The organism is Methanobrevibacter curvatus (assembly GCF_001639295.1).
In the GTDB taxonomy this organism is placed as follows: Archaea; Methanobacteriota; Methanobacteria; order Methanobacteriales; family Methanobacteriaceae; genus Methanoflexus; species Methanoflexus curvatus.
On the sequence record NZ_LWMV01000063.1, the window covers coordinates 1 to 23,859 of the forward strand.

General features: G+C 25.1%; 16 protein-coding genes. 6 read left to right on the forward strand and 10 right to left on the reverse strand.

The annotated features are described in order from the left end of the window. The first annotated feature begins 239 nt into the window (after positions 1–239). From MBCUR_RS01660 to MBCUR_RS01670, 3 genes are all read left to right on the forward strand, one after another. The gene (locus tag MBCUR_RS01660; protein WP_067089421.1) at positions 240–992 is read left to right on the forward strand and encodes a HesA/MoeB/ThiF family protein; all 753 of its coding nucleotides are present in this window, start codon (positions 240–242) and stop codon (positions 990–992) included. Between the two features lie 72 nt (positions 993–1,064). Next, positions 1,065–1,265, forward strand: coding sequence for a MoaD/ThiS family protein (locus tag MBCUR_RS01665; protein ID WP_067089423.1), 201 nt, complete (start codon positions 1,065–1,067; stop codon positions 1,263–1,265). A 251-nt stretch (positions 1,266–1,516) separates the two neighbouring features. Then, positions 1,517–2,767, forward strand: a complete 1,251-nt coding sequence (locus MBCUR_RS01670) for a methanogenesis marker 16 metalloprotein (RefSeq protein WP_067089477.1) — start codon at positions 1,517–1,519, stop codon at positions 2,765–2,767. 322 nt (positions 2,768–3,089) lie between these two features. Here MBCUR_RS01670 and MBCUR_RS01675 read toward each other — a convergent pair whose 3' ends face one another. Together MBCUR_RS01675 and MBCUR_RS01680 are read right to left on the reverse strand one after the other, a co-directional pair. Then, complete coding sequence (locus MBCUR_RS01675; protein WP_067089426.1) at positions 3,090–3,368, reverse strand: type II toxin-antitoxin system RelE family toxin; 279 nt, start codon at positions 3,366–3,368, stop codon at positions 3,090–3,092. Beyond that, on the reverse strand, positions 3,349–3,564 hold the full coding sequence (locus MBCUR_RS01680; protein ID WP_067089429.1) for a hypothetical protein: 216 nt from the start codon (positions 3,562–3,564) through the stop codon (positions 3,349–3,351). Before MBCUR_RS01680 ends, MBCUR_RS01675 begins: the two co-directional genes overlap by 20 nt. A 112-nt stretch (positions 3,565–3,676) precedes the next feature. On the opposite strand from MBCUR_RS01680, the gene MBCUR_RS01685 reads away from it, so the two are divergent. From MBCUR_RS01685 to MBCUR_RS11035, 3 genes are all read left to right on the forward strand, one after another. After that, positions 3,677–4,171 carry a helix-turn-helix domain-containing protein gene (locus MBCUR_RS01685; RefSeq protein ID WP_084269401.1) on the forward strand — a complete coding sequence of 165 codons (495 nt, stop codon included), beginning with the start codon at positions 3,677–3,679 and terminating at the stop codon, positions 4,169–4,171. A 328-nt stretch (positions 4,172–4,499) separates the two neighbouring features. Then, positions 4,500–4,685 carry a hypothetical protein gene (locus MBCUR_RS01690; RefSeq protein WP_067089434.1) on the forward strand — a complete coding sequence of 62 codons (186 nt, stop codon included), beginning with the start codon at positions 4,500–4,502 and terminating at the stop codon, positions 4,683–4,685. 5 nt (positions 4,686–4,690) lie between these two features. After that, complete coding sequence (locus tag MBCUR_RS11035) at positions 4,691–4,831, forward strand: transposase (protein ID WP_394329073.1); 141 nt, start codon at positions 4,691–4,693, stop codon at positions 4,829–4,831. Between the two features lie 277 nt (positions 4,832–5,108). Here MBCUR_RS11035 and MBCUR_RS01695 read toward each other — a convergent pair whose 3' ends face one another. The 8 genes from MBCUR_RS01695 to MBCUR_RS01730 form a co-directional block, all read right to left on the reverse strand. After that, positions 5,109–6,881, reverse strand: coding sequence for a right-handed parallel beta-helix repeat-containing protein (locus tag MBCUR_RS01695; RefSeq protein WP_067089436.1), 1,773 nt, complete (start codon positions 6,879–6,881; stop codon positions 5,109–5,111). A 162-nt stretch (positions 6,882–7,043) separates the two neighbouring features. Then, a complete protein-coding gene (locus MBCUR_RS01700; RefSeq protein ID WP_067089439.1) occupies positions 7,044–7,793 on the reverse strand; it encodes a hypothetical protein in 750 nt (249 codons plus the stop codon). Positions 7,794–7,931: 138 nt separating this feature from the next. After that, positions 7,932–8,948 (reverse strand): right-handed parallel beta-helix repeat-containing protein, encoded by a 1,017-nt coding sequence (locus tag MBCUR_RS01705; RefSeq protein ID WP_157077531.1) that lies wholly within the window; start codon positions 8,946–8,948, stop codon positions 7,932–7,934. A 326-nt stretch (positions 8,949–9,274) separates the two neighbouring features. Further along, positions 9,275–12,367, reverse strand: coding sequence for a right-handed parallel beta-helix repeat-containing protein (locus tag MBCUR_RS01710; RefSeq protein ID WP_067089444.1), 3,093 nt, complete (start codon positions 12,365–12,367; stop codon positions 9,275–9,277). 54 nt (positions 12,368–12,421) lie between these two features. After that, entirely contained in the window at positions 12,422–17,491 is a 5,070-nt protein-coding gene (locus MBCUR_RS01715) for a transglutaminase domain-containing protein (RefSeq protein ID WP_067089447.1), read from the reverse strand. A 629-nt stretch (positions 17,492–18,120) separates the two neighbouring features. After that, complete coding sequence (locus MBCUR_RS01720) at positions 18,121–19,314, reverse strand: glycosyltransferase family 4 protein (RefSeq protein ID WP_067089450.1); 1,194 nt, start codon at positions 19,312–19,314, stop codon at positions 18,121–18,123. 160 nt (positions 19,315–19,474) lie between these two features. Next, the gene (locus MBCUR_RS01725; RefSeq protein ID WP_067089452.1) at positions 19,475–21,280 is read right to left on the reverse strand and encodes a glycosyltransferase family 39 protein; all 1,806 of its coding nucleotides are present in this window, start codon (positions 21,278–21,280) and stop codon (positions 19,475–19,477) included. Between the two features lie 125 nt (positions 21,281–21,405). Next, positions 21,406–23,361 carry a glycosyltransferase family 39 protein gene (locus tag MBCUR_RS01730; RefSeq protein ID WP_169805776.1) on the reverse strand — a complete coding sequence of 652 codons (1,956 nt, stop codon included), beginning with the start codon at positions 23,359–23,361 and terminating at the stop codon, positions 21,406–21,408. Positions 23,362–23,859: the final 498 nt, after the last annotated feature.

A 23,859-nucleotide genomic window follows, 5' to 3' on the forward strand; every position in this document is an offset into this window, starting at 1 on the left:
ATATAAATATATTATAACAATAGTTATATAATTTTTTATAACATTGAAATAATATATTTTTAAAAAGGTATAAATATATTTAAGAAATGAATTATACTTAAATTATTTTTTGATCAGTAAAGTAAAATTAAATTAAAATAAGTTTAATCAAAAAATAGAAAATGAAAATTATAAAAATAAAAGAAATATTTTATAAAAACCATATAAATATCTACAAAAATAAAAAAAGCAGGTGAATAATGCCAACAAGGTATATAGGCGACGGTTATTGGGAAATAATCAGTAGACAAATGGGTATCGTCACAAGAAGCGAACAAGAAAGATATAAAGATGCTAAAGTGACAGTAATAGGTGCTGGAGGAATTGGAGGCACTTTAATTGAAATGTTAGCTAGAATGGGTGTTGGAAGTCTTACTTTAATAGATAAAGATGCATACGATTTATCAAATTTAAATAGACAATTAGTAGCTACCTTAGACACTCTTGGAAAAGTAAAGAGTGTGTCTGCTAAAGAAAGAGTCAGGACAATTAATCCATATGTAAAAGTAAATGTCTATAATGAAGCATTAGTTGAAGACAATGTGGAAAAAGTTATTGAAGGGTCTGATGTTGTTGTAGATGGTTTAGATAATTTATTAACTAGAGTGATAGTAAGCAGAAAAGCAAGAGAACTTGAAATCCCATATGTTCATGGAGCAATCTATGGGACCCTTGGACAAGTATCAGTTTTTACTCCTGACACTCCAAGTTATGAAGAATTATTCAAACTCCCTACAAAAGACCGTGCACTTAACGAAGATGCTCTAAATGACTTGTCAAAAGTAACTTCAGGAGTTCCTCCAGTTATAGGTCCTGTTCCAAATATAATTGGAAATGTTGAAGCTTTTGAAGCATTTAAAATAATCACTGGAATAGGTAAAGTAACTTATGCACCAAAGATTTTCAAATACAACCTTCTTGACTTAGCTTCATTTGGTGTTGATGAATTATAAAAAAAATTTCCTTAATATTCCTTAATAGATTATAAAAATATAAAATAAAAAAACATATTAATAGGAGATAAAATGACTTACACATTAATATTTGAAAATCAGACAACTGAAAAACCTTTTAAAAGTGGTCAAACTATACAAAATCTATTAGATGAACTTGATATCTCATCTGAAACCCTTGTAATAAAAAAAAATAATGAAATCGTTATTGAAGAAGCTGAAATAGAAGAAGGTGACGAAATTCGTTTAATACAAATTATCTATGGAGGATAATTAAAAACTCAGATTTTTAATAATTGAAAAAGCATTTTAAGATGTGATTTTTTAAGATGTGATACTTCAATTTAAAAAGTATTTTTAATATATTTTTAATTTAATTTTCAATATATAACTAATTGTTCAATAATTGAAAAAATATTTTTTATATCTGAATACTTAGTTTTTAATAAATTTTCAAACTTTTTACTCTTACTTAATCAATTAGGTTGCAAATTGAGAAGTTTGACTTTAATATGGGTGATACTATATCTCAAAGAACAATAGAAGAAATAAATGAGAAAATTAGAAATGGCGATGCTAATGTTTTCACTATTCAAGAATTTAAAGAATCTATAAGAAAAGGTGAAGACATATCTTTTGATGATGTCGATGTTGTGACTACTGGAACATGCGGAATAATGTCAGGAACCGCAGCTATTCTGCACATTGGAATAACAGGACCTGGAGAATTCCAAAAAGCTAAAACTGTTTTGTTAAATGGTGTTCCTGCTTTCCCTGGACCTTGTCCTAATGAATTGCTTGGTTCTGTTGATGTCATTGTTTATGGTACAGAACATTCAATAAATGACCATGGATATGGAGGAGGATTCCTACTTAAAGATTTACTATATGGAGAAAAAATTGATGTAGAAGTTGAGTCAATAGAAGGAAAGAAATTCCAAACTGAAGTAACCATTGATGATATAACAAGAGGTCAAATAATTGGTATTAGAATGACCTTTAAAAATTATACTGCATTTGTTAATCCAAGTGGAGATAAAGTTAATTCAATATTTAATGCAACTCCAATGGAAGGTGTTCTTGATCAACTTTCATTCTCTGGTTGTGGTGAATATAATCCATTACAAAATGACCCCAACAAAAAAATCATTGATGAAGGAACTAAAATATTATTTAATGGTTCAAGAGGCACTATTTTAGGTCCAGGAACAAGAAGTTCTGATGTAAAACCTAATTTAATGTTAACTGCAGATTTACTTAATATGGATTACGACTACATTGGAGGATTTAAAACTGGTGCTGGTCCTGAAATTTATGATACAGTAGCTATTCCAATTCCTGTTTTAAATGAAGAAATATATAACAATCTTAAAATACTTGATAAAGATATTAAACTTCCAGTGGCCGATATTCATGGTAGACATTTGCCATTAGGTGAAATAAGCTATGAAAATGTTTGGAAAGACACAGATGAACGACCAACATTCATTAGTGATAAATTTAATGAAGAAGAAAACAAAGTTGTCAAAGAAAGTTGCCCTACAAATGCAATAAATGACAATGGAACAATTGACTTAGACAACTGTTTTGGTTGTGGTTTATGTGTACGTCTATCTAATGGTGCCTATGAAATGGAGCTATCAACTGTTGATGTAGAAATTGGAGATGAAAAACATACAATACCAATTACCTGCAGACAATCAGATAGACAAAGAGCATTGAAAATAACAACAAAACTTAAAGACTTAATACAAAAAGGAGAATTTGAATTATAATTATATTTAAATTCTTTTTTACATCCTTTTTTCACTCTTTTTTATATTTTATTAGCTATTTTTTGCTTTAAAGTTTTCTTAATTAAAATTTTAATTAATTTAAATTAATTCATTTTTATTATTATTTCTATTTTTAGCTTATTCTTCTTAATTTAAAATTTTAAGATCATTATAGATAATTTATCTTTGTTTTATCGTTAAAATTTTTAAAATTCAAATTAATTCTTTTAAATTGATTTAATCCTTATGAATAAATGATTAATTCTGAATCTTTTATTCTCTTTCAAATTAAGGATATTAAAAATATTAAAGACAGATCATTTTATTTATAAATATTTTTACGAAGTCCTATTTCATGTATACGTATTTCAAAAGGTTTATTTTTCTTATTAATTGTGAAAATAATCCTATAATCTCCTGTTCGAGCTCGTTTAGCTCCTTTAAATTTTCCTTCAAGTGATTTGTAGTTATACTGGTTATCTGGAATTTCTTTAATAGTATCAATTATTCTTTTTACATCATCTTTATTTCTTTTACTTAAATGTTTAAGGTATTTATCAGCAGATGGTGTAAGAGTAATATTATAAGTATCTTTCTTCAAGCTCATCAACACTTAATGTTATTCCTTTTCCTTCATCTAATTCTTTATCAAGTTTTTCTAAGCGATCAAATAGTTGACAATCATTAAATTCAAGTTTTAATTCACCATTTTCAGTAATATGAAATTCACCATTGTTAGTTCCTTTAAGTTGTTTAAGTAGGGATTCTGATAGTGGAATTGTTATAGTATTAACCATGGGATTTATTCTCCTTTAAATATTAATATGTTTCATCTTATATAAATATTTTAAGATTTTAGTTATAGTTTAAATCGAAAAGCTTAAAAATAATGTTTAATATATTATATTTATGGTAAATAAAATACAAAAGAAAGTTAAAAAGTATATTAAGAAAACTTGTTTGAATAAACTTATTAATAAACATCAACAGGAATCTGATATTTTAAAAAAGTTGTTTTTTGTCAGGTTTTTGTATAACGGGAAAACGGTTGATGAAACTGTGAAATTAATGGGAATTGCACTATCTACTGGACATAGATGGTTAGATGAATGGAACGAAGGTGGATATGAAAATTTATACCCTAAATACAAAAATGGTGGGCGTAAAGCTAAATTAACTGAAGAACAATTCAAAAAACTAGATGAAATAATGATCAACGAAAGTTTTCTAAACACCCATAAAATTCATGAAATTATAAAAAAAGAATTCAACATTGATTATTCAATGAGCAGAATACCTGCAATAGTGAAAAAACTAGGATATTCCTATAAAAAAGGTTATATTTTATATTCTAAAATACCTAACGATGTAGAAATCATATTAAAAAAAACTAAGATTTTATAATTTAAAAAACTGTAAACTATTTGTTTTAGATCAAGTAGCCTGCCAAGACATTTCTAACTCCTCTACAACAATTTGCAAAACATCAGAAAAAAATATACTTAAGAAAAACCCTATGAGATTTTCAAGAGCAGAAATAGGAGTACAATCAATAAATTATCAGAAATACTACAATATGAACAGCTAAAAATTATTCAAATCATAGACGAATTAGAAAAAAACGAATTTGACAATCCAAAATTAATAAATATTATATTAAATCACGTTTTTACTAAAAAAACTAAAAAAATGATCATAAAAGACTTAAAAAAAACATGTAGAAAAACCTAAAATGTCAAAAAAATATGAAAAAGCAAATAAAAAGAAACTTGAAGAAATATTAGAAATACTTTATAAAGAACTTTTAAAACCATTAGAAAGCCTATTTAAACAAGAAATAGAAACTGTGATCGTACTAGATAAGTATCATGTTCACCATGCAATAACACTAAAAAAACTTGCAAATATCTTAATATAACTCTTATACACTTACCTAAATACTCTCCTAAACTTAATCCAATTAAACAAGTATGGAAAACTATAAAAAAAGAACTATCTACAGAATTTATTGTGAATGAAGAATTTTTAATAGAAAATTTCGAAGATTATTTTATGAAAACGTAAATAAAAAGTCATTTACAGAAAAATGGATTGATAAATTTATTTTTGATAAAAACAATGATTTACTAATTGCAGATATGTGTTAATACACAATTTTAGTACTATAAAACTAAATTATAATTATTTCATAATTTATTTTTAAACTTTCCAATATAAACTATATAAAATTATATAAAAAATTATCAGAGACTTCAACTATATTTAAAAAATAGAATAAAAAAAAGAAAAAACGAAAGAGAGAAATAATTTAAATACCTTTCAAATGAATCTAATACTATTGTTAAGATTTTTTGCTTAGATAAACTCCAAAAATACTTAATAGAGACAATAATACAGCTATTAAAGTTATTCCGTTTCCTTTCATTTTCCCATAAGCTGTGTTCTTATTATTTTTCTCCATAATATTAGAGTTATTATTTTCTAATTTATAAGCATTGAATTTTTTAGGATTATTAATATGGTCAACATCAGTAGGTTTGAAAGGATAAGGATTTGGAAGTAAAATATAAATCGAATCACTAAAAAAGTAATAAGAATATGCTGAAACAGATTTTAAATCTACAATTGAGTCATTATTAATTATTTTAGACCCATTAAACAAAAATTGAAAAATAATCAGTCCAGATTTGTTTGCATGGAATACATCACTAATTTTACCATTCTCATCTGTTATATAAGAGATAGTCTCATTGCCAACTATCAAATATACAATTTGATTAGATAATGGTTTATTATTATTTTTATAAAAAAGAGTTATATCTACCCATGCTGAACGAATTCCTAAATGAGGATCACTTGCAGGAGAAAGTTTAAACTTTAAAATAACATTATCAGATTCTTTAGTTCCTGATTTAACAAGCTCATCAAAATCTCCCAAAACATAAGGAATAATGTCACTAAGGTAAACATCTGAATTATAAGCAAGTTTAACATAATCCTTCTCCTCAAAAACAAAAGTTAATTTAGAATTATATTTAAATGTATAATGAAATAAAGCAAGCCCTTCACTATTAGTTATATTTTGACCTATCTCTGTGTTGTTAAAATAAAATTTTATAACTTTATTTGCTACAGGCACACCATAGCCATCTTTTAAAACAACAGCAATTGGAACATTGGAATTCTTTTTTGGAATAATAAAATTCTTAGCTACAGTTAAATAAAAATGATTAATAACTTTCAAAGAAGTGTTATTAGTTAAATGACCAATATTATAGATATCATAAATTGAAATAGAATTAAAAACAGAATCATCGGCTGACATAAGCCCATTATTATAAATGGATTCAATAGTCCTTGTTAAATTATTTATAAAATGAGACTTATCAATTTTAGCTATTCCTTCTGAAATGATATAGTTTGGACCAATACCTCCTATAACATAAAATTCACTCTTCCAAGAATTATAAATATCATTTCCATGAAAACTTGCTCTATTGTTAATAAATAGAGAGTCATTTATATTTAATTCACCAACATTAAAGATAGCTCCACCATTAACCCCATAATTATTAATAAAATACGAATTATTTATAGAAAGATTTCCTACATTCTTTATTACTCCCCCACCACTTGAAAATGACAATGAAGAATTTTGAGTATTGTTTATAAAGCAAGAATTTATTATAGACAGCTCACCATAATTTTGAATAGCTCCACCACCACTAAGGAAAAAAGAAGAATATCCACTATTAAAACCATTGATAAAAGTTAAATTAATTAACTTAACAGAAACTCCCCTACTAATTTCAAAAAAAGAACTCTTTCTTTCACCATCAAGAATCGTTCCATTTGCATATTTCCCAATAATTGTAATATTTCGATTGATAACAATATTAGTATTATTTTTCCCAGAATAAGTTCCATTCTCTAATATAATAGTATCATAATTAGATCCATCATCAACAGCTCCTTTAATAGATGAACTATTGCTTATAGTAATATTTTCAGCTCCACTAGAACTATTTAAAGAATATAGGCAAAAAATAGCTATTAAAACTAATAAAATTATCATGATAGAATTTTTTGATTTATTTATAGTATTTTTATTCATAATAAACACTCCAAATCTGATATTATTGAATATATACTTACAGTATCTCCATTAACTAAAGGAGATAGATTTTCATAATCCCTATTATTCAAAAAAGAACCTATACTAGAAGTACTATTAGTAGTAGTTATAGTCTAACACCCTAAAAATAATAAAAAAGAATTAATAATAAGTTATTTCAAAATCTCCTTCTGATCTAGGATCATAATGCATAGGTCCTTTAACCACTAAGCTATTTTTACCATGCCCATAAATAGTTCCAATAATATCTATATAATTATGAAAAATAACCTTAAAAGTTTTTATTTTATACTTAAAATTAGTAGTTTTAACTTTAATTGTATGTACAAAATTTTTTGTGGTACTTACAGTGATATCTTTTACAATAGCTGTTTTTCCAGTATATTTAGTTGTTGATTTATATTTATAATATTTTTTAAGATATGTTGTTTCTTGTTTCATTTTTTTACTAGTTTTATAATTAATAATGATTTTGACAAATTCATAACCTAAACTTTCAGAAGCTGATAAATCTTTTATAGCTAAAATTTTTTTATTTTTAGGTTTGTAAGTTTTATAAACTTTTTTTTCTACCTCGTCCATTATATCATCAGTATATCTATGTTTATACACAACTGTAACTGACTTAATCTTATACTTATTTTTAAAGGAATTTTTAACAGAAATTTTGAAATTTCCTTTACGAGTATATCCTCCTTTTTTAACACTAACAATGTCAGTTTTTTTTATCTCAGAAATTTTAGTTTTATAAGAATCTTCTGAAATATATTGAGATATTTTATCTGAATATATTGATTCTGATTTTTTACTAGCCGCAAAACTTGTACTCATTGCAAAAACAGATACCAAAACAACTATTCCTATTATTAACAATAACCTACTAAATTTCATTTTATTTCCCTCCTGAACAATTAAATACTACTTCAATAAGATAATATGATATTATATAAACTAAAAATAAAATAATATATAATGCATTAAATGATAAAACAATTCTTTTTCTAAATATGTATTTAAAAATAATATTATTTACATCATATTAACATAAACTTCATATCCTTTTTTATTTGAAACAAGATCTAAATGATTATTTGATAAATCAGCATCCTTATTCTTATTTTTATAATCCAAATGGATAAAACCACCATAATATCTTGTTTCATAATATCTATATTTAAGCTTATTGATTACTCTTTTAGGTATAAGTACTTTAGTTGATTTTCCTTTTTTTAATGCAGGAACTTTAATCTTATATACAGTCCTATCATAATTATCTATTTTAATATAGCAAACTTTTGTAGACTTAGTCCCAATATTTTTAACAGATAGAACATGCCCTTTACTAATTTTTCCAACATTACTTAAAGCTAAGTCCCTGTAAGACTGCTTATTATTTTTTAATATATTCTTTTTCCCACTAGTAAAAATTTTATAATTAGTAGCTACTTTATTACCAACAATTTTATTGTTATTATCATAGATATAAACATTTTTCTTGAATGTATTAGAAGTAACTATATTTTTTCTACCATCAATAGATGATTCTGAAGAAATATAATTCTTCTTAACAACATTATTAGAGCTATAAACAGATAATCCTCCTTTTATAATATTATTAATAATACGACTTTTAGATCCAGATAACTGTAAATATCCTATAGTATTTTTAGAAATATTATTAGATCTATCTGCATAAAAACCTTCTTTTACAATGAAACCAGTTACTATCGTATTTTTAGAAGTAAAAATATTATTAACAGTCACTTTCCCATTAGCTTTAAGTTTGATAGCTTTATTAACATTTAAATCTAAATTATATTTTCCTGCATTAAATACTACAGTATCTCCATTAGCTAAAGGAGATGGATTTTCATAATCCTCATTACTCAAAAAAGCATCTATACTAGAAGTACTGTTACTAGTAGTTATAGTATAAGTTGCAGCACTAACATTACCAATCATAGTGGCAACCAGAATAACTACTATCACCATTAACAGTGCATAGAGCAACCTGTTTTTATTTGCTTTATCAAAAATCTTAAACACTTTTAACACCTCAAATGCCATAAATAATTCATATAATCACTTCTTCAATAAATAATATTTGATAATATAGATATCATGTTAACTAAAATTTCACAATAAATCTACATATCATTATATACATTAGCTAACCATTATTTTCTTCTATATCAGCTCCATTAGAACTATACAAAAAATAAAAACAAACAAATTGTAATATATTTATTAAATGCAAGATTAATTAAAGATTCCTCCATAAATAACTACTAAAAAAGATAGTTAGGAAAAAATAAAGAGGTTGTAATAATAATACAATCCAATTTTTACTTATTTCCTACATCAAAAATTAGTTATTTGTTTTTATTAAAACTGTTTTTTGAATATACTGTATGTATTGCTTTTTTTAGCTTGGTTCCGAATTTATTTTTAGTTATTTTATTCTTAACCCCTAAAACTTTTATCTGATGATATTTATTTAACTTAATTGTATTTTTAGTGATTATATTTTTATTTCCAATTATTTTAAGCCCATGATCACCATTACGATATATTGTGTTTTGTTTTACTTTATTACTATGTCCAATCAATTGAGCTCCATATTTTTTATTTCTATTTAAAGTATTTGCAAATAAGGTATTTTTACTTCCTGTTACATAAATTCCATAAGTTTTAGATTTTATTTTAAGATTTTGCAATACATTTTCATGCCCAATAATATAAATGCCCTTTTTAGCAGATATAGTAGTTGAATAAGTTCCACCGTTGATAGCATTAGCATTGCCTTTGAGTATAATGCCATAATTAGTAGCTTTAAACTTATTCAAGACCAAAGCATTCTTATTACCATTTATATTAATACCACTTTTTGAATTAACAGAATTCCCCTTTAAAACATTATTATTGCCTTTTAAAACAACTCCATAATAGCTAGACTTAATATTATTTTTCTCCAATAAATTATACTTACCATCTACATAAACACCATATTTAACATTACTAACAGTGTTATTTTTAATATTATTAAAGTTTGATTTCACTCTAATACCATAACTACCACTACTACCCAAGACCTTATTACTTGTTATTTTATTATAACCAAAGGAAAAAATATTTATACCAACAAATTTAGAATTTTTAATAACATTAAGCTTAAGATTATTCCCTTCAGCATTAACATAAATCCCAGCATAATTATTATTCATATTATTGCCAAAAAGAAGATTACCATAACCATTAACAGAAATACCATATCTTTTAGAACCATTAATCACATTATAATAAAACTCATTATTAACACCATAAACAGAAATAGACTCACCACAATTTAAAAAAATATTACGAGTAATATCATTCTTCTCACCAGAAACATAAACACCAAAATCACAATTCCGGAAATAATTACCCGTAGCAAGAACACTATCAGAATCAGTAAACAGACCATAACCACAATTAACAAACCTACTGTTCACAATATCAACATTTTCAGATGATAGTATAACTATTGCCATGTCTTTAACATTAGTAAAATTGTCATCCTCAGATCCGAATCCAGTTGCATTCACAAAGTAAAAAGCATCACCCATTATATTTTTAAAAATATTACGACTTGTGGAAATAGCTTCTGATGAATATGATACTATAGCTTGAGATGTGATGTTTGTGAAATTATTATCAAAACAAAATAATCCAATCAGATTATTCATTATAATAGCTGTATCCAAATCAACAAAAGAATTATCAAGTATATGCAAATCTTGTGATAATTCAATCGAAATACCAACAGAAGAATTTTTAAGACTATTACCTATTAACTCTATCAATTTACAATCAATTAAATATATAGCATCTAATCCATTATTTTCTATAACATTATGATTAACAAAATTTTGCCTTGGTGTGAAATACATCATTGGCATATTTATTAAATCTACATATATTCCAATCCCCAGATTATTTTTTAAGGCATTATTGTTTATTGTTGCAAATGTAGCATTTCCTATGTATATAGCATTACCAGTATTATTTTCTAAGAGATTACCAATCATCTCAACATTATCTATACTTGGAGCATAAAAACCATTAGTATTATTGCTTATAGTATTATTACTAAGAGAAGCAGAACCCCAGATATTAACACCTAACAAATAAACACCATCGTCTTCATTGTTACAGATAGAATTATTAAATAGATTAAATTGTAATATATTAGAAAAATAACATCCAAAACCAAGATTATCAGATATATGATTGTTAAAAATGTCTAAAATATTGACATCATCTGCGTGTACTCCTGTTTTTTGATTATTAGTTATTTTATTGTCTGTGATATTTAAATATGTTGAAGTATCTGAATAAATTCCTGATTCAAAATTATCAGAAATATTATTATTTTTAATCACCACATTATTAGAATTTTCCAAATAAAACCCAAACATAGAGTTATTAGTAATATTATTAGTTTCAAGACTTAAATTAATAGGATTATTAGTATAAACTCCAGATTCAAAATTATATCTAATATCATTATTTTTAACAATCATATTTTTAGAATCAGAAGAATATAAACCATTATTTTTATTGTTTTTAATTTTATTATTTGATATTTTTATATTATTTCCTTCAGAAACTGAAATTCCAGAAGCTTTATTACCTTCCATCTTATTATCATCAATATCCATCTCATTAGAGGAATATATATTTATAGCATCATTTTCACTATTTTTAATTTCATTTTTTTTAATATCTACATTCTTAGAGTTAATAATGCGAATACCCGTATCTTTATTGTCATTTAATGTATTATTTTCTATTTTAACCTCATTAGAATTGTCAATGTAAATCCCATTACCTTCAGTTCTAACAGTATTATTTTTAATAATTGTATCATTGGACTCACTTATATAAACACCAGTAGTGCTATTAGACAGATTATTATCCGATATATCAATATTTGAAGATTTATAAACACCAATCCCATTTCCATTACTGTTTAAAGTATTATTAACTATCTCAATATTCTTAGAATCAGTTACAATAATAGAATTTTCAATATTTTTAAATGTATTATTAATAATGCTTAAATTATTGAGTTCATCACCAATAACACCAGATAAATAGTTCATAAAAGTGAAACCTTTAATAGTAACATTATCCTTTGTAACAAAAAATCCATAATCCGAAGTTGAAATACCCGAACCATTAAGAATAACACCCACATCACAAGTCAAATTAACAGACTTAGAAACAGTAAGCATTATACTATCATAAACACTACCAGTACCATTAAAATGCAAAGTAGTGATATCATTAGAATTATCTAGTAAATCTTGCATCATATCACTAGTCCAAGTATTATTAATAATATAAGTCGTAGCATTAGCACTAGACAATGAAATGAAGATTCCAAACACAAGACATACGATTAAATATTTTTCAATTTTCATATTAAACACCTTAATTTAAACAAAACACCTTAATTTAAAACACTTAATTACTTTTTATGATGGAAGATAGATAGTTTCCTCTGTTCCATCAACATAATGACAAATATATGTACCATCAGGAAGTTCAATAAGATGTGCTCCAATAGGGAAATAATATATTTGCCCATCTGGAAGTTGATAAATCCATGGATCAGAGATATGAGTAGTGTCTCTTGTCCCATCAAGATAAAGGACATATTTAAAGCCATCAGGAGTATCAACATACTGAGTATCATTATAAAGAGTAATATTTCTTCCATCAGAAACAAAAAAATTAGTTGTTCCATTAACATGATAATAAATCTCAGTTCCAACAGGCAAATAATAATCCTTAGACATGTATGCAATACTATTCTCATCTATATCATAAAAAGAATTAAAAGATTTAGTAACATTATTATAACAATAAAAGAACCAATGTTTAACCCAAGATCCAGGATTAGAAGCATTTTCAGTATATGCCATGATAAAAGAACTATTTAAAACTAATTTCTTCATTTTAATATGAGTACTCAAAGAAGAACTTAATATTTGATATGCTTGGTTTACAGAAGTAATTTTAGAACTAGTAAGCTTAAAAAAGACTTCAATACCAACAGAAGCATTTGTTTTTGTGACATTATAGTCATTATGGGAACTATCCAGATAATGATTACAAATCAAATCCCAAGCTTCCCAAGCATTATCATGAGTAATATACAAACCATTAGGAAGAGGTTGAGGATATTTTTGATTATTTGATTGAATAATGTTAATAATCTGATTGGTAATTATAGCTCCATCTACATTAATCCATGCTCCATTAACATATACTTGATTGTATACATGTCCTAAATGAGGGTTTTTAAGAGGAAATTCAATAGATTCAAAATAAGCTATAGCCTTATATTTGACAGGAATTCCAGATGCTCGACATAAGGCAGTTATTAGATTAGAAAATCCAACACAATTAGCAGAATATATACCATTAACTTTATTACTTTTGTTTAAAACACCCATTGCGGAATAATTAGCCTCTTCTACATAGTCAACATTTTTTTGAACCCATTTATAAATAGCATTAGCTTTTCCTAAATGATCATCATTTTTATAACTTTTAGTGATATTTTTTGCTAATTCTTTAATATAAGGATCATTGACTTCACATTTAGTTGAAGGAGCTAAATATTTGTTTGTTAAGTAAGTATAGTTTTCTTTTGTCTTGGTTGTCCGATTTAATAATAAATATTTGTTTTTAGCTGATGATTTAAGCCCTATTACCTGAAAAGACTCAATAACAACGACTGTTCTAATACCATTGCTATATGTTATTTTAGTGGTTTTAGGAACTACATAATTAACATACTTACCTTTTAGGGTTGTAGTGTTTTGTTTTGAAGTAGTCCATCTAAGACCTGCTGGTCTTTGATCAATAGTAGTAGAGTTAGCAACTCCAAACCATTGCATTTTCTTATCTTTATAATCATATGTTTCTTTAAAGGTTCTATCCTTATTTTTAGTAGTAACACCTTTTACATATTTATCAGCTGTAGTTTTTTTAATACTATTAACTTTTACTGCTTTAATTTTTTTAGCATTTTTATAAGCTGTATTCAATGATTTTAGGATTTTGTTTTTATTTGATCCTTTATATTTTTTTTTAACATTACTAATGTTGGTTTTAATTTTTTTAAGTAATTTGTTTTTATCATATTGGGAGATGTATTTTTTATTCGTGTTCAGTTTTTTAGCCTTATTAATATCCGTGTTAAGGTTTTTCAAGTTTTTAGTCACTATTTTGTATGATAAAGCTTTAGATGCAATTATTGTAGTTCCTGCTTGTGAAAATGTAGCTTTTATAATAGAATTTGATATGCTTAAATTTTGTGAAATCTGTATATTGAAATTAGCTATTCCATCAGAAGAAGTTATTCCATGATAAGATTTGTTATCTACGACTAAGTTTATTTTTTTTCCTTGTGCTTTTTCAGAAGGAGTTATAGATTCATTATTCTTAAATACATTATTATTGGTAGTATAAATTGCACTGAGAAGATTGTCCCCGCCAACAATATAAGATTTCACATTTAGAGAACCACCTTTGTTGACAGATGAAGGAGAATCAATTGCAATAGAAACTTTAGCGATATTAGCTAACAAACTAACACTATTCAATCTTAAAATTCCAGAATTGTAGATACCACTTCCATAAGTAGCACTATTACCACTAATGGTTCCACTAGTGACATTTAAAGAGTTAGTAGAGTAGATAGCTCCACCATTAGCACTAACTTTATTATTGGCTAGGTTACTTGAAGAAATGGCTAAAGGAGAGCTTGTATAAATTGCTCCACCGTTTTTTGCAGAATTATTGTTGAGTTTAGAGCTTTCAGTTACAGTAGACAGAGAACTACCAGATAAAAATAGTGCACCACCATTATTCTTTACATTATTTTTATTAAACGAGCTAGAACCAATATAAATAGTATTGGTTGAATAAACTGCTCCACCGTCAGTAGCTGTGTTTGTAACAAATGAAGAACCTGTAATCCTCATTTGATTTGCACTATATACAGCTCCACCATTAGCGGATGCATTATTATCTAAAAATAAAACACTATTAACAACTAATTTACCATTACTATAGACTCCACTACCATTAACCGCTCTATTATTAGTGAAATTAGAATTATTTAAAATATTTACAGTGCCACTGTTAATATATAATCCAGCACCATTAGAGTTAGCAGTATTACCTGAAAATCCAACAGAATTAGCAGTTAAATCAGAATTGGTATAAATCCCACCACCATTAATAGCTTTATTATCATTAAAAATAGATTTACCTATAATAGTTGTAACTCCACCATTTAAATACAATGCTCCACCATTAGAATTAGCACTATTCTTATTAAAGTTAGTAGTAATGATATTTAAATCATCTAAGCTGTAAATAGCTCCACCATTAGCTGATGCATTATTATTTAAAAATAAAACACTATTAACAACTAATTTACCATTACTATAGACCCCACTACCATTAACCGCTCTATTATTAGTAAAATTAGAATTATTTAAAATATTTACAGTACCACCATTAATATATAGCCCAGCACCATTAGAACTAACAACATTACCTGAAAATTCAACAGAATTAATAGTTAAATTAAAATTAGTGTAAACTCCACCACCATTAGCAGCTTTATTGTCATTAAAAATAGATTTACCAGTAATAGCTGTAACTCCACCATTTAAATACAATGCCCCACCATTTGAATTAGCATTATTCTTATTAAAGCTAGTAGCAATGATACTTAAATCATTTAAACTATAAATAGCTCCACCATTAGCTGATGCATTATTATTTAAAAATAAAACACTATTAACAACTAATTTACCATTACTATAGACCCCACTACCATTAACCGCTCTATTATTAGTAAAATTAGAATTATTTAAAATATTTACAGTACCACCATTAATATATAGCCCAGCACCATTAGAACTAGCAACATTACCTGAAAATCCAACAGAATTAATAGTTAAATTAAAATTAGTGTAAACTCCACCACCATTAATGGCTTTATTGTTATTAAAAGTAGATTTACCAGTAATAGTTGTAACTCCGCCATTTAAATATAATACTCCGCCATTAGTTGATGCATTGTTTCCATTAAATTTAGATGAAGAAATTTGTAAGTTTTTAAGGGAATAAATAGCTCCACCCCTGCCAGTTGCAAGATTATCATTAAAATTAGCTGAAACAATGCTTAATACACTGTTAGAGTAAATTGCACCACCGTTAACTCCATTATTGGATGAAAAATTTGAGTTGCTTAATATTCTAGTTGTTCCTCCATTGAGATATAATGCTCCACCATTTGATATGGCATTATTTTTGTTAAATATAGAGTTAGAAATATTTAAATTCTTAAGAGCATATATGGCTCCACCATTGTTTGCATTATTTGAGGTAAAATTAGATTTAGAAGAAATGCTTATTTGACCATTTGCATAAATTGCTCCGCCAGAGGTGGTAGCAGTGTTTTGTGAAAAATTAACTGTGTTAATTTCTAAATCATTTAAAGAATAGATTCCTCCTCCATTTATAGCAGAATTGTTTTTAAATGTAGAGTCATTTAGGTATTTAATTGGAATTTGAGTATAAATTGCTCCACCCGTGTTTGTGGCAGTATTTGAGTCAAAGATTAAGTTTTTTAAGATGATTATTTTGTTGTCATTGATGGTTCTGTTGTATAATCCTAATGCTCCACCATTATTTGCTTTGTTAGAGGTGAAGTTAGAGTTTAATATTGTGGCTGTTCCATTAAATATGAATATTGCTCCTCCTATACTGTTTGCATTGTTTTGATTAAATATGGAGTTGCTAATAGTTACTTCGCAATCAGAGATTCTGATTGCTCCGCCTATATTTGCACTGTTATTAATGAATTTACAGTTTATGATTTTAGTTCCTGTTCCACTGGCTATGGAAATGGCTCCTCCGTCATTTAGGGCGAAATTGTTAGTAAATGTTGAGTCTATGATTGTTAAATTGGTTGTACCAGATCTTATTGCTCCTCCTTGAACAAAATTATCTGTGCCTGGTTGGTTTCCTAGATTGTTATGGAAAATAGAATTTTTTATTACCGAGTTAGATGCTTGAGGATATATGAAAATGGCTGCTCCACTTTCTCCAGCATTATTTGAAAAAGTACAGTTGTCAACAGTTATTTTAGCATAGGTAAGGATAGCTGTTCCACCTAAAGTGTTGCCATTTCCGTTGATAAATTTAATATGTTTGAATGTGATGTTGTTTGCATTTACCCATGCGATTCTGCTGATGTTTTCTCCAGATAATGTTGCAGGGTTATTAGCAGAAGCACCAGTAAATGTTAAATTTTCCTTAGTTATTCTGATTACAGAGCCATTACTTTTAAATGTATTTGAGCCTAATTGAATAACATCTCCAGAACTAGCAGTATTAATAATGTCATTTATATCGTCGAAAGAATCTCCACTAACAGCCAGATTACTTGCTGAAACTGCAGAGAAAGAGGTAAAAAGCAGAAACACTAAGATAAAAAGAAAAATTCCAGCTTTCACCCCCCCCCCCCATGTATATAAATTTCCGTGTGTTAAAATTAATTAAATCCATTTAAACCACTTACATAATATTTTTAAAAAAAAATAGCTGAGAAAAAAATACAATCAACTAAAAGTTAAAAAAAATATTCTCAACTAATGAATAGTTTTTATATTCCTATATAAACAACTTCCTAAATGAATCAAGTAGAAAAATATATAACAATGAAAAAACAAATATTATAATTTATAATAGAAAAGCAAAACATTGACAAAAAATGAAAACAGACAGGATTATATATTAAAAAAGAAAGCAAGTTTAATGCCTTAAAATTTTAAAACATAATATTGCAATACTAGCAATAAAATAAAAAAAAAATGTAATAAAATATTAATCAAATGAAGCAAACAAGAAAAAGAGTAAAAAGGATTTATTTTTTGATTTAAGATTTTTTAAAAAATGAGGATGTCTCATGATTAAAATCTTTAGAAATTTGAGGAAATCAACTTTTTTTTAAAAAAGATTTAGATACTTTATAATTGCTAATTTCATTGTATTTTGTAAAACTATTTTTTGATAGATTCATAATTTAAATTTTAGTTAACCTAAACCTTTAAATCTGATTAAAATTATGATTTTAGTAAAAATATCATGGGATATCTTCTTCTATGTTTTCATAAGGAATTGTGAAATCAGAAAATTCAAGAGCTCTTTTTCTTGCATTTTTCTTAAATTTGTCTCGGAGTGTTTGATCTTCAATAATTAAATCCATTGCATTAGCCATTTCTTGTGGATTGTTTGGATTTATTAAAATCCCTACATCATCAGTTATTATTTCCCGTATTCCTCCAATATTACTTCCTATAACTGGCTTTCCACATGCAAGTCCTTCTAAAAGAACTAATCCAAAGCTTTCAGAAAATGATGGGAGGATTAACATATCTGAATAAGGAATTATCTTTTCAACATCTTTTCTAATACCTGTAAAAATCACATTTTTAATCTTATTTTTTGCTACTGTTTTTTTTAATTCATTGGATAATAGTCCATCACCTACAATCAATAGATTAGATTCATTTTTCATTAATTTTTTAGCATTAAGGAGAGTAAATAGGTTTTTTGCATTTACTAAATTTCCAACAAAAATAATTGTTGGAAAGTTATTTATGATATTCATTTCTTTTTTTATATTGCTTACATCATTTCCTATATTGCTTATATTCCTTTTTTCTGAAATATTCTTGGATCCAATAGTGCTTTCACTATCATAACCTAATTCTTTAAATTTATCAATATCAACACTATTTAAGTGTATTTTTGTTTTTGACTCTATGTCTTTAAGATTTATTTTAATAATTTCATCTTTTAAAGCTTTACTTACTACAAGGACAACATCAGCACGATTTAATATGAATTTAATCAATGGTCTAATAATTTTATTATTTTTATAAAGAATTAAAATGTCTGATCCATGAGATGTTACATAAACCTTTTTTTTAGTAAAAATTCCTCCTAAAACAGCTATTAATCCTGCTGGAAAAAGATAATGACCATGAATTATATCAATATCATATTTTTTAACAATTTTAATTAATTTTATTGTTCCAAATATAATGAAAAATAAAGCCCTTAAACCTGGAATGTTTATGCCATAAGGAACCATTACATGAATATTTTCATTGTGTTGTTGCTTATTATGGTGTTGTTTTTTTATGTCTTTGTGATAATAAGTAATTACAAATACTTCATCTCCATTTTCTACAAGTTTTTGACTTAATTTATTTGTATGATTGCTTATTCCACCTATATGTGGAGGATATTGACCAACAATAGCTATTTTCATTTTTTTACTCCAAAGTTATCTTAAAATTAATAAAAACATTATGTATAAAATAAAACACTTTATTCTCTAAACAGATTTAGATTTTGATCAAACTTTTACAAAAAGTTTGTTTTAATGTAAATTTATTGTCTTCTTTATAATATTTGTTCTCTTTTACAATTTATCCTCCGAACTCAAAAATACACACTTTTCCAAATTGTTTAATTAAATTGTAATCATCAATATGACGTGAATTAAATGTTATATAATAAGTAGCATTTTCATTTTTCAAAAAATCAGACATATTCTTTGAATCTCCTTTTCTATACATAAATAGAATGTTTTTATTTAAATAAAAGCTGTAAAATGGTCTATCAGATATGATAACTTTTTCTTTATAATTAGGATCATGAATTTTTAACCAAACAACGGTGTCCTTAACATTATCAACAGTAGAATCATGTTTGTCAATACTAAAATAGGTTACAGGAGATATTAAAAATAAAATTATAATAAGTAAAGGAACTAATTTATTAAAATTTATAGAACTAATGGCTTTTTTAATTTTAATTAATTTTTTAGATTTATTAAATAATATACTTTTTAAAAGCCAAGTTTTAAAAGAGTTAAGTTCTTCTGAGAAGATATTTATAAAATATATACAAATAAAAATAACAGGAGGTAAAAATGCAATGAAATATCTATCTACTTTAGTAATTCTTGTGGTAAAAAAGATTAAATAAATAAAAAACCATGCAAACATTGTGATATTATAATTTATATGTTTACTTTTAGATTGGATTTTGTTTAAGCCATAAGAAAACAATATAATCGCTATAAAAAATAAAAAAACTGTGTATTTCCAAGCTAAAACATATGTTAGTAAAAATGAAGAGATTATTAAAACAGAAGATAAAACTAAAAGGAATATAGGAAATTTATTTTTTATTTTATAATTCTTATTTTTAAAATTCTTAGTTTTATTAATCTTAGTATTATTAATCTTAATTTTATCAATTTTAGTATTGTTATTTTTATCATTATTTTTTACATTTTTCTCGCTTTTATCGTTGTCATATTCATTAATTTCTTTTTTATTTTTTAAGTTAGATATAAACTTGTATATGGCAATTACACAACCTAATAAGACTAAAATAATTAAAAATTTAGCTAGTTTTAAATGTGGTTCATAAATAATATATGGAATCCTTATAATATAATATAAATAATGATTATATAAATCTCCCTTTAATCCTAAACCCATAGCTTCTGCATACCCTAAAAATGCAATAGGAAGTTTATTGTACCATAGATAAATAAAATAAGGAAGAGTAGTTAAAACAAAAGCTATCATTCCAAAAAAAACCTTTTTAAAGTAAAGTTTAAAATTTTCTCTAATGTCTTCTTTGGAAAGAAAATAAATAAAAACAACTAAAATCATAAGCATTGAAGTGAATTTAGCTAAAAATCCTAATGCTAAAAATACAAAACCTAAATAAAAATATTTTGTATTTTTCATCTTTCCCATAATCAAATACATTGCTAAAATACAAAGACATATTGAAGGAACATCAAACCCACCATTTCCAGTCTCATGTAAAATTATATAAAAACAAGCAAATAAAATAGCTCCAAGTGTTGAAATTAAGTTGTTAAATCTAAGTTTAAATAAGAAGTAAGAAGATATTACACCAAGGATGTAAAATAAACCTGTAATTATGAAAATACTATCTTCACCAATAAAACCCATTCTAAAAACAAGAGAGTTTAAAAAAGGAATTAAAGGTGATAATGGTGTTAAATAGCTATCATATCCTCCATTAAATCCTGCAAATTTTAAACTGTAAGCAAGATAGTAGTAAACATCTACCCATGAGTTAAAATTTGTTGAACAATTAATATAAATAATTAAAAAAGAAATTATTATAGAAAAAGCTGTTAAAAATATTAAAGACAACTTTTTTTCAGTCCATTTAATTTTAAGCATATGAAAATTTATATATTAAATGATATTTAAATATTTTTAATAATCAAACTCCTAAATAACTTAAATAGATTAACAATCTTTAGATTAGCAATTTTTCATGATTAATTATCTTTCATAGATATGATTTATTCCCGTAGATAAATGCTTACTTTTCCAATAGTTTTAATAATTTTATATCCTTTAACATGATTAGAATAATTTAAATTAGAAATAAAATAGCTTACACTTTTATTTTTAAGAAAACTGCCTATATTACTCGTATTAACATTTTTTGTTAAGAGACTTACTTCTTTTCTCATGTAAAATGTATAAAATGGAGAATCTGAAACAATGACCTTGTTCATGTAGTCAGTATCATAATTTTTTAGCCAAATGACTGCCTCTTTTTCATTATTTATAATAGATTCATGACGATTAATTGATAAATAGCTGGTTGTTGAAAATAAGAAAAGAATAATAATGAAAATAGGAATAATTTTTCTAAAATTTAGCCATTTAATTAGCATTTCATGTTTAATCAATTTTTTGATTTTTAAGTAATTTTTAGGATTGTCTACATATATATTTTTTAATAACTTTGCTTTTAAACCGTTGAGCTCTTTTGAGAATGTGTCAATGAAGTATAAACAGATGAAAACAAAAGGAGGCATAAATGAGATAAAATATCTGTCACCTTTAGTTATACGGGTGGTAAAAAAGATTAAATATATAAAAAACCATGAAAATATAGTTAAATCAAAATTAAAAGATTTATTTTTAGATTTAACATGATTAAATCCGTGAACAAATATTAAAATACCTAAAAAAACCAATATTTCAGTGAATTTCCAAGTTGCAATATATGTTAAGAAAAATGAAAAAGTTAGAATTATAATGGATAATATTAATAAAAGCTCATAGCTTTTCTCACTCTTTATTTTAACAATATTCTTAATATTATATTTGCTATTAATATCACTATATTTATTATTATTAATCTTACGATTGCTATTAGTATCATTATATTTATTATTATTAATCTTACATTTGCTATTAGTATCATTATATTTATTATTAATCTTATATTTGCTATTATTAATATTATTCCTATGAATAGCTTTATTTTTGTTTTTTAAATAAAAAATGAATTTAACTCCTGTAATTATAATTCCAACTAAAACTAAAGCTATTAATACATAGGCAAAAGTTAAGTTAGGAGAATAAATTATATGTGGAATCCTTTCAAAATAAAAAAAGACTTGGTAAAAAAATTCTGGTTTAATTTCTGCTAAACCCATAGCATCAGCATAAGATAAGAATGCTAATGGATTATCATAGTTGAGTGCTAAATAAATAACATAAGGGATAATTGTTAATGCAAAAAGTAGAAATCCTAAAAAGAGCATTTGAATATATTTTTTAAAATTTTTTTTAAAATCCCTTTTTGATAAAAAATAAATTAAAACAACCATAAGCAAAAGTAAAGCAGTGAATTTAGCTAAAAATCCTAAGGCAAGGATAATAAATCCTAAATAAAAACGTTTATTTGTTTTAATAGTTTGTATATAACTATTTTTTTGATTATTTTTATTATTACTATTGTTTTTATTAGTATTATTAAAATTATTATTATTATTATTATTATTATTATTACTATTATTACTATTATTATTACTATTATTATTATTACTATTACTATTATTACTATTACTATTATTACTATTACTATTATTATTACTATTATTATTAATAGTGTTATTATTATTATATTCTTGAGAAAAAATTAAATACATTGCTAAAATACAAAGACTAATGGATGGAATGTCTAAATTACCATTTCCAATGGAAAAAAGAATTATAAAAAAATTACCGAATAAAAAAGCCCCAAGTGTTGAAATTAAATTGTTAAATCTAAGTTTAAATAAAAAATAAGAGGATATTACACCAATAATATAAAACAAACCAGTAATAATAATTATACTATCTTCACTAATAAAACCTAATCTAAAAACAAGAGAGTTTAAAAAAGGAATTAACGGAGATAAATTAGGAATAACATAGTCATAACCAACATTAAATCCTGCAAACTTTAAACTGTACATTAAATATAGATAAACATCAACCCCAGTTAAAGTGTTAAAATTACAATTAATATAAATGATGAAAAAAGAAATTATTGCGGAAAAAGAGCTTAAAAAAACTAAAGAGATTTTTTCTTCATTCCATTTTTTTTTAAACATATAATTAATATTTTCAAAAAAGTATATAAAATTTTTTAATCAATTTTCTAGCACTATCAAAGACTTCAGTGCTAAAAATTAATTTTATTGTTTTATCTAAAATAACTCTTTAGTTAGAAATTTCTTTTTATTGAAGTAATTTTACCAAATGGCATATTCTATCCTTAAACTCAAAATGATAGGGTTCAGGTATATGTATATTAATATCCTTTTTAAAATCATAAACTATTAAAACTGTTTTTAACAGATTCTTTAAAGTTAGAAGCATTAGCACAAAAATCGAAAAGATTATATTATATGCTTTTAATATTACTTATGTATAGTATTTGTTTATTTTCATATAATAAATATTTTCGACAC

Coding starts and splice junctions, on each gene's coding strand:
- MBCUR_RS01725 (WP_067089452.1), bottom strand. CDS start 21,280: ATGCTTAAAATTAAATGGACTGAAAAAAAGTTGTCTTTAATATTTTTA.
- MBCUR_RS01665 (WP_067089423.1), top strand. CDS start 1,065: ATGACTTACACATTAATATTTGAAAATCAGACAACTGAAAAACCTTTT.
- MBCUR_RS01720 (WP_067089450.1), bottom strand. CDS start 19,314: ATGAAAATAGCTATTGTTGGTCAATATCCTCCACATATAGGTGGAATA.
- MBCUR_RS01660 (WP_067089421.1), top strand. CDS start 240: ATGCCAACAAGGTATATAGGCGACGGTTATTGGGAAATAATCAGTAGA.
- MBCUR_RS01710 (WP_067089444.1), bottom strand. CDS start 12,367: ATGAAAATTGAAAAATATTTAATCGTATGTCTTGTGTTTGGAATCTTC.
- MBCUR_RS01690 (WP_067089434.1), top strand. CDS start 4,500: ATGTCAAAAAAATATGAAAAAGCAAATAAAAAGAAACTTGAAGAAATA.
- MBCUR_RS01700 (WP_067089439.1), bottom strand. CDS start 7,793: ATGAAATTTAGTAGGTTATTGTTAATAATAGGAATAGTTGTTTTGGTA.
- MBCUR_RS01730 (WP_169805776.1), bottom strand. CDS start 23,361: ATGTACAGTTTAAAGTTTGCAGGATTTAATGTTGGTTATGACTATGTT.
- MBCUR_RS01685 (WP_084269401.1), top strand. CDS start 3,677: ATGGTAAATAAAATACAAAAGAAAGTTAAAAAGTATATTAAGAAAACT.
- MBCUR_RS01695 (WP_067089436.1), bottom strand. CDS start 6,881: ATGAATAAAAATACTATAAATAAATCAAAAAATTCTATCATGATAATT.
- MBCUR_RS01680 (WP_067089429.1), bottom strand. CDS start 3,564: ATGGTTAATACTATAACAATTCCACTATCAGAATCCCTACTTAAACAA.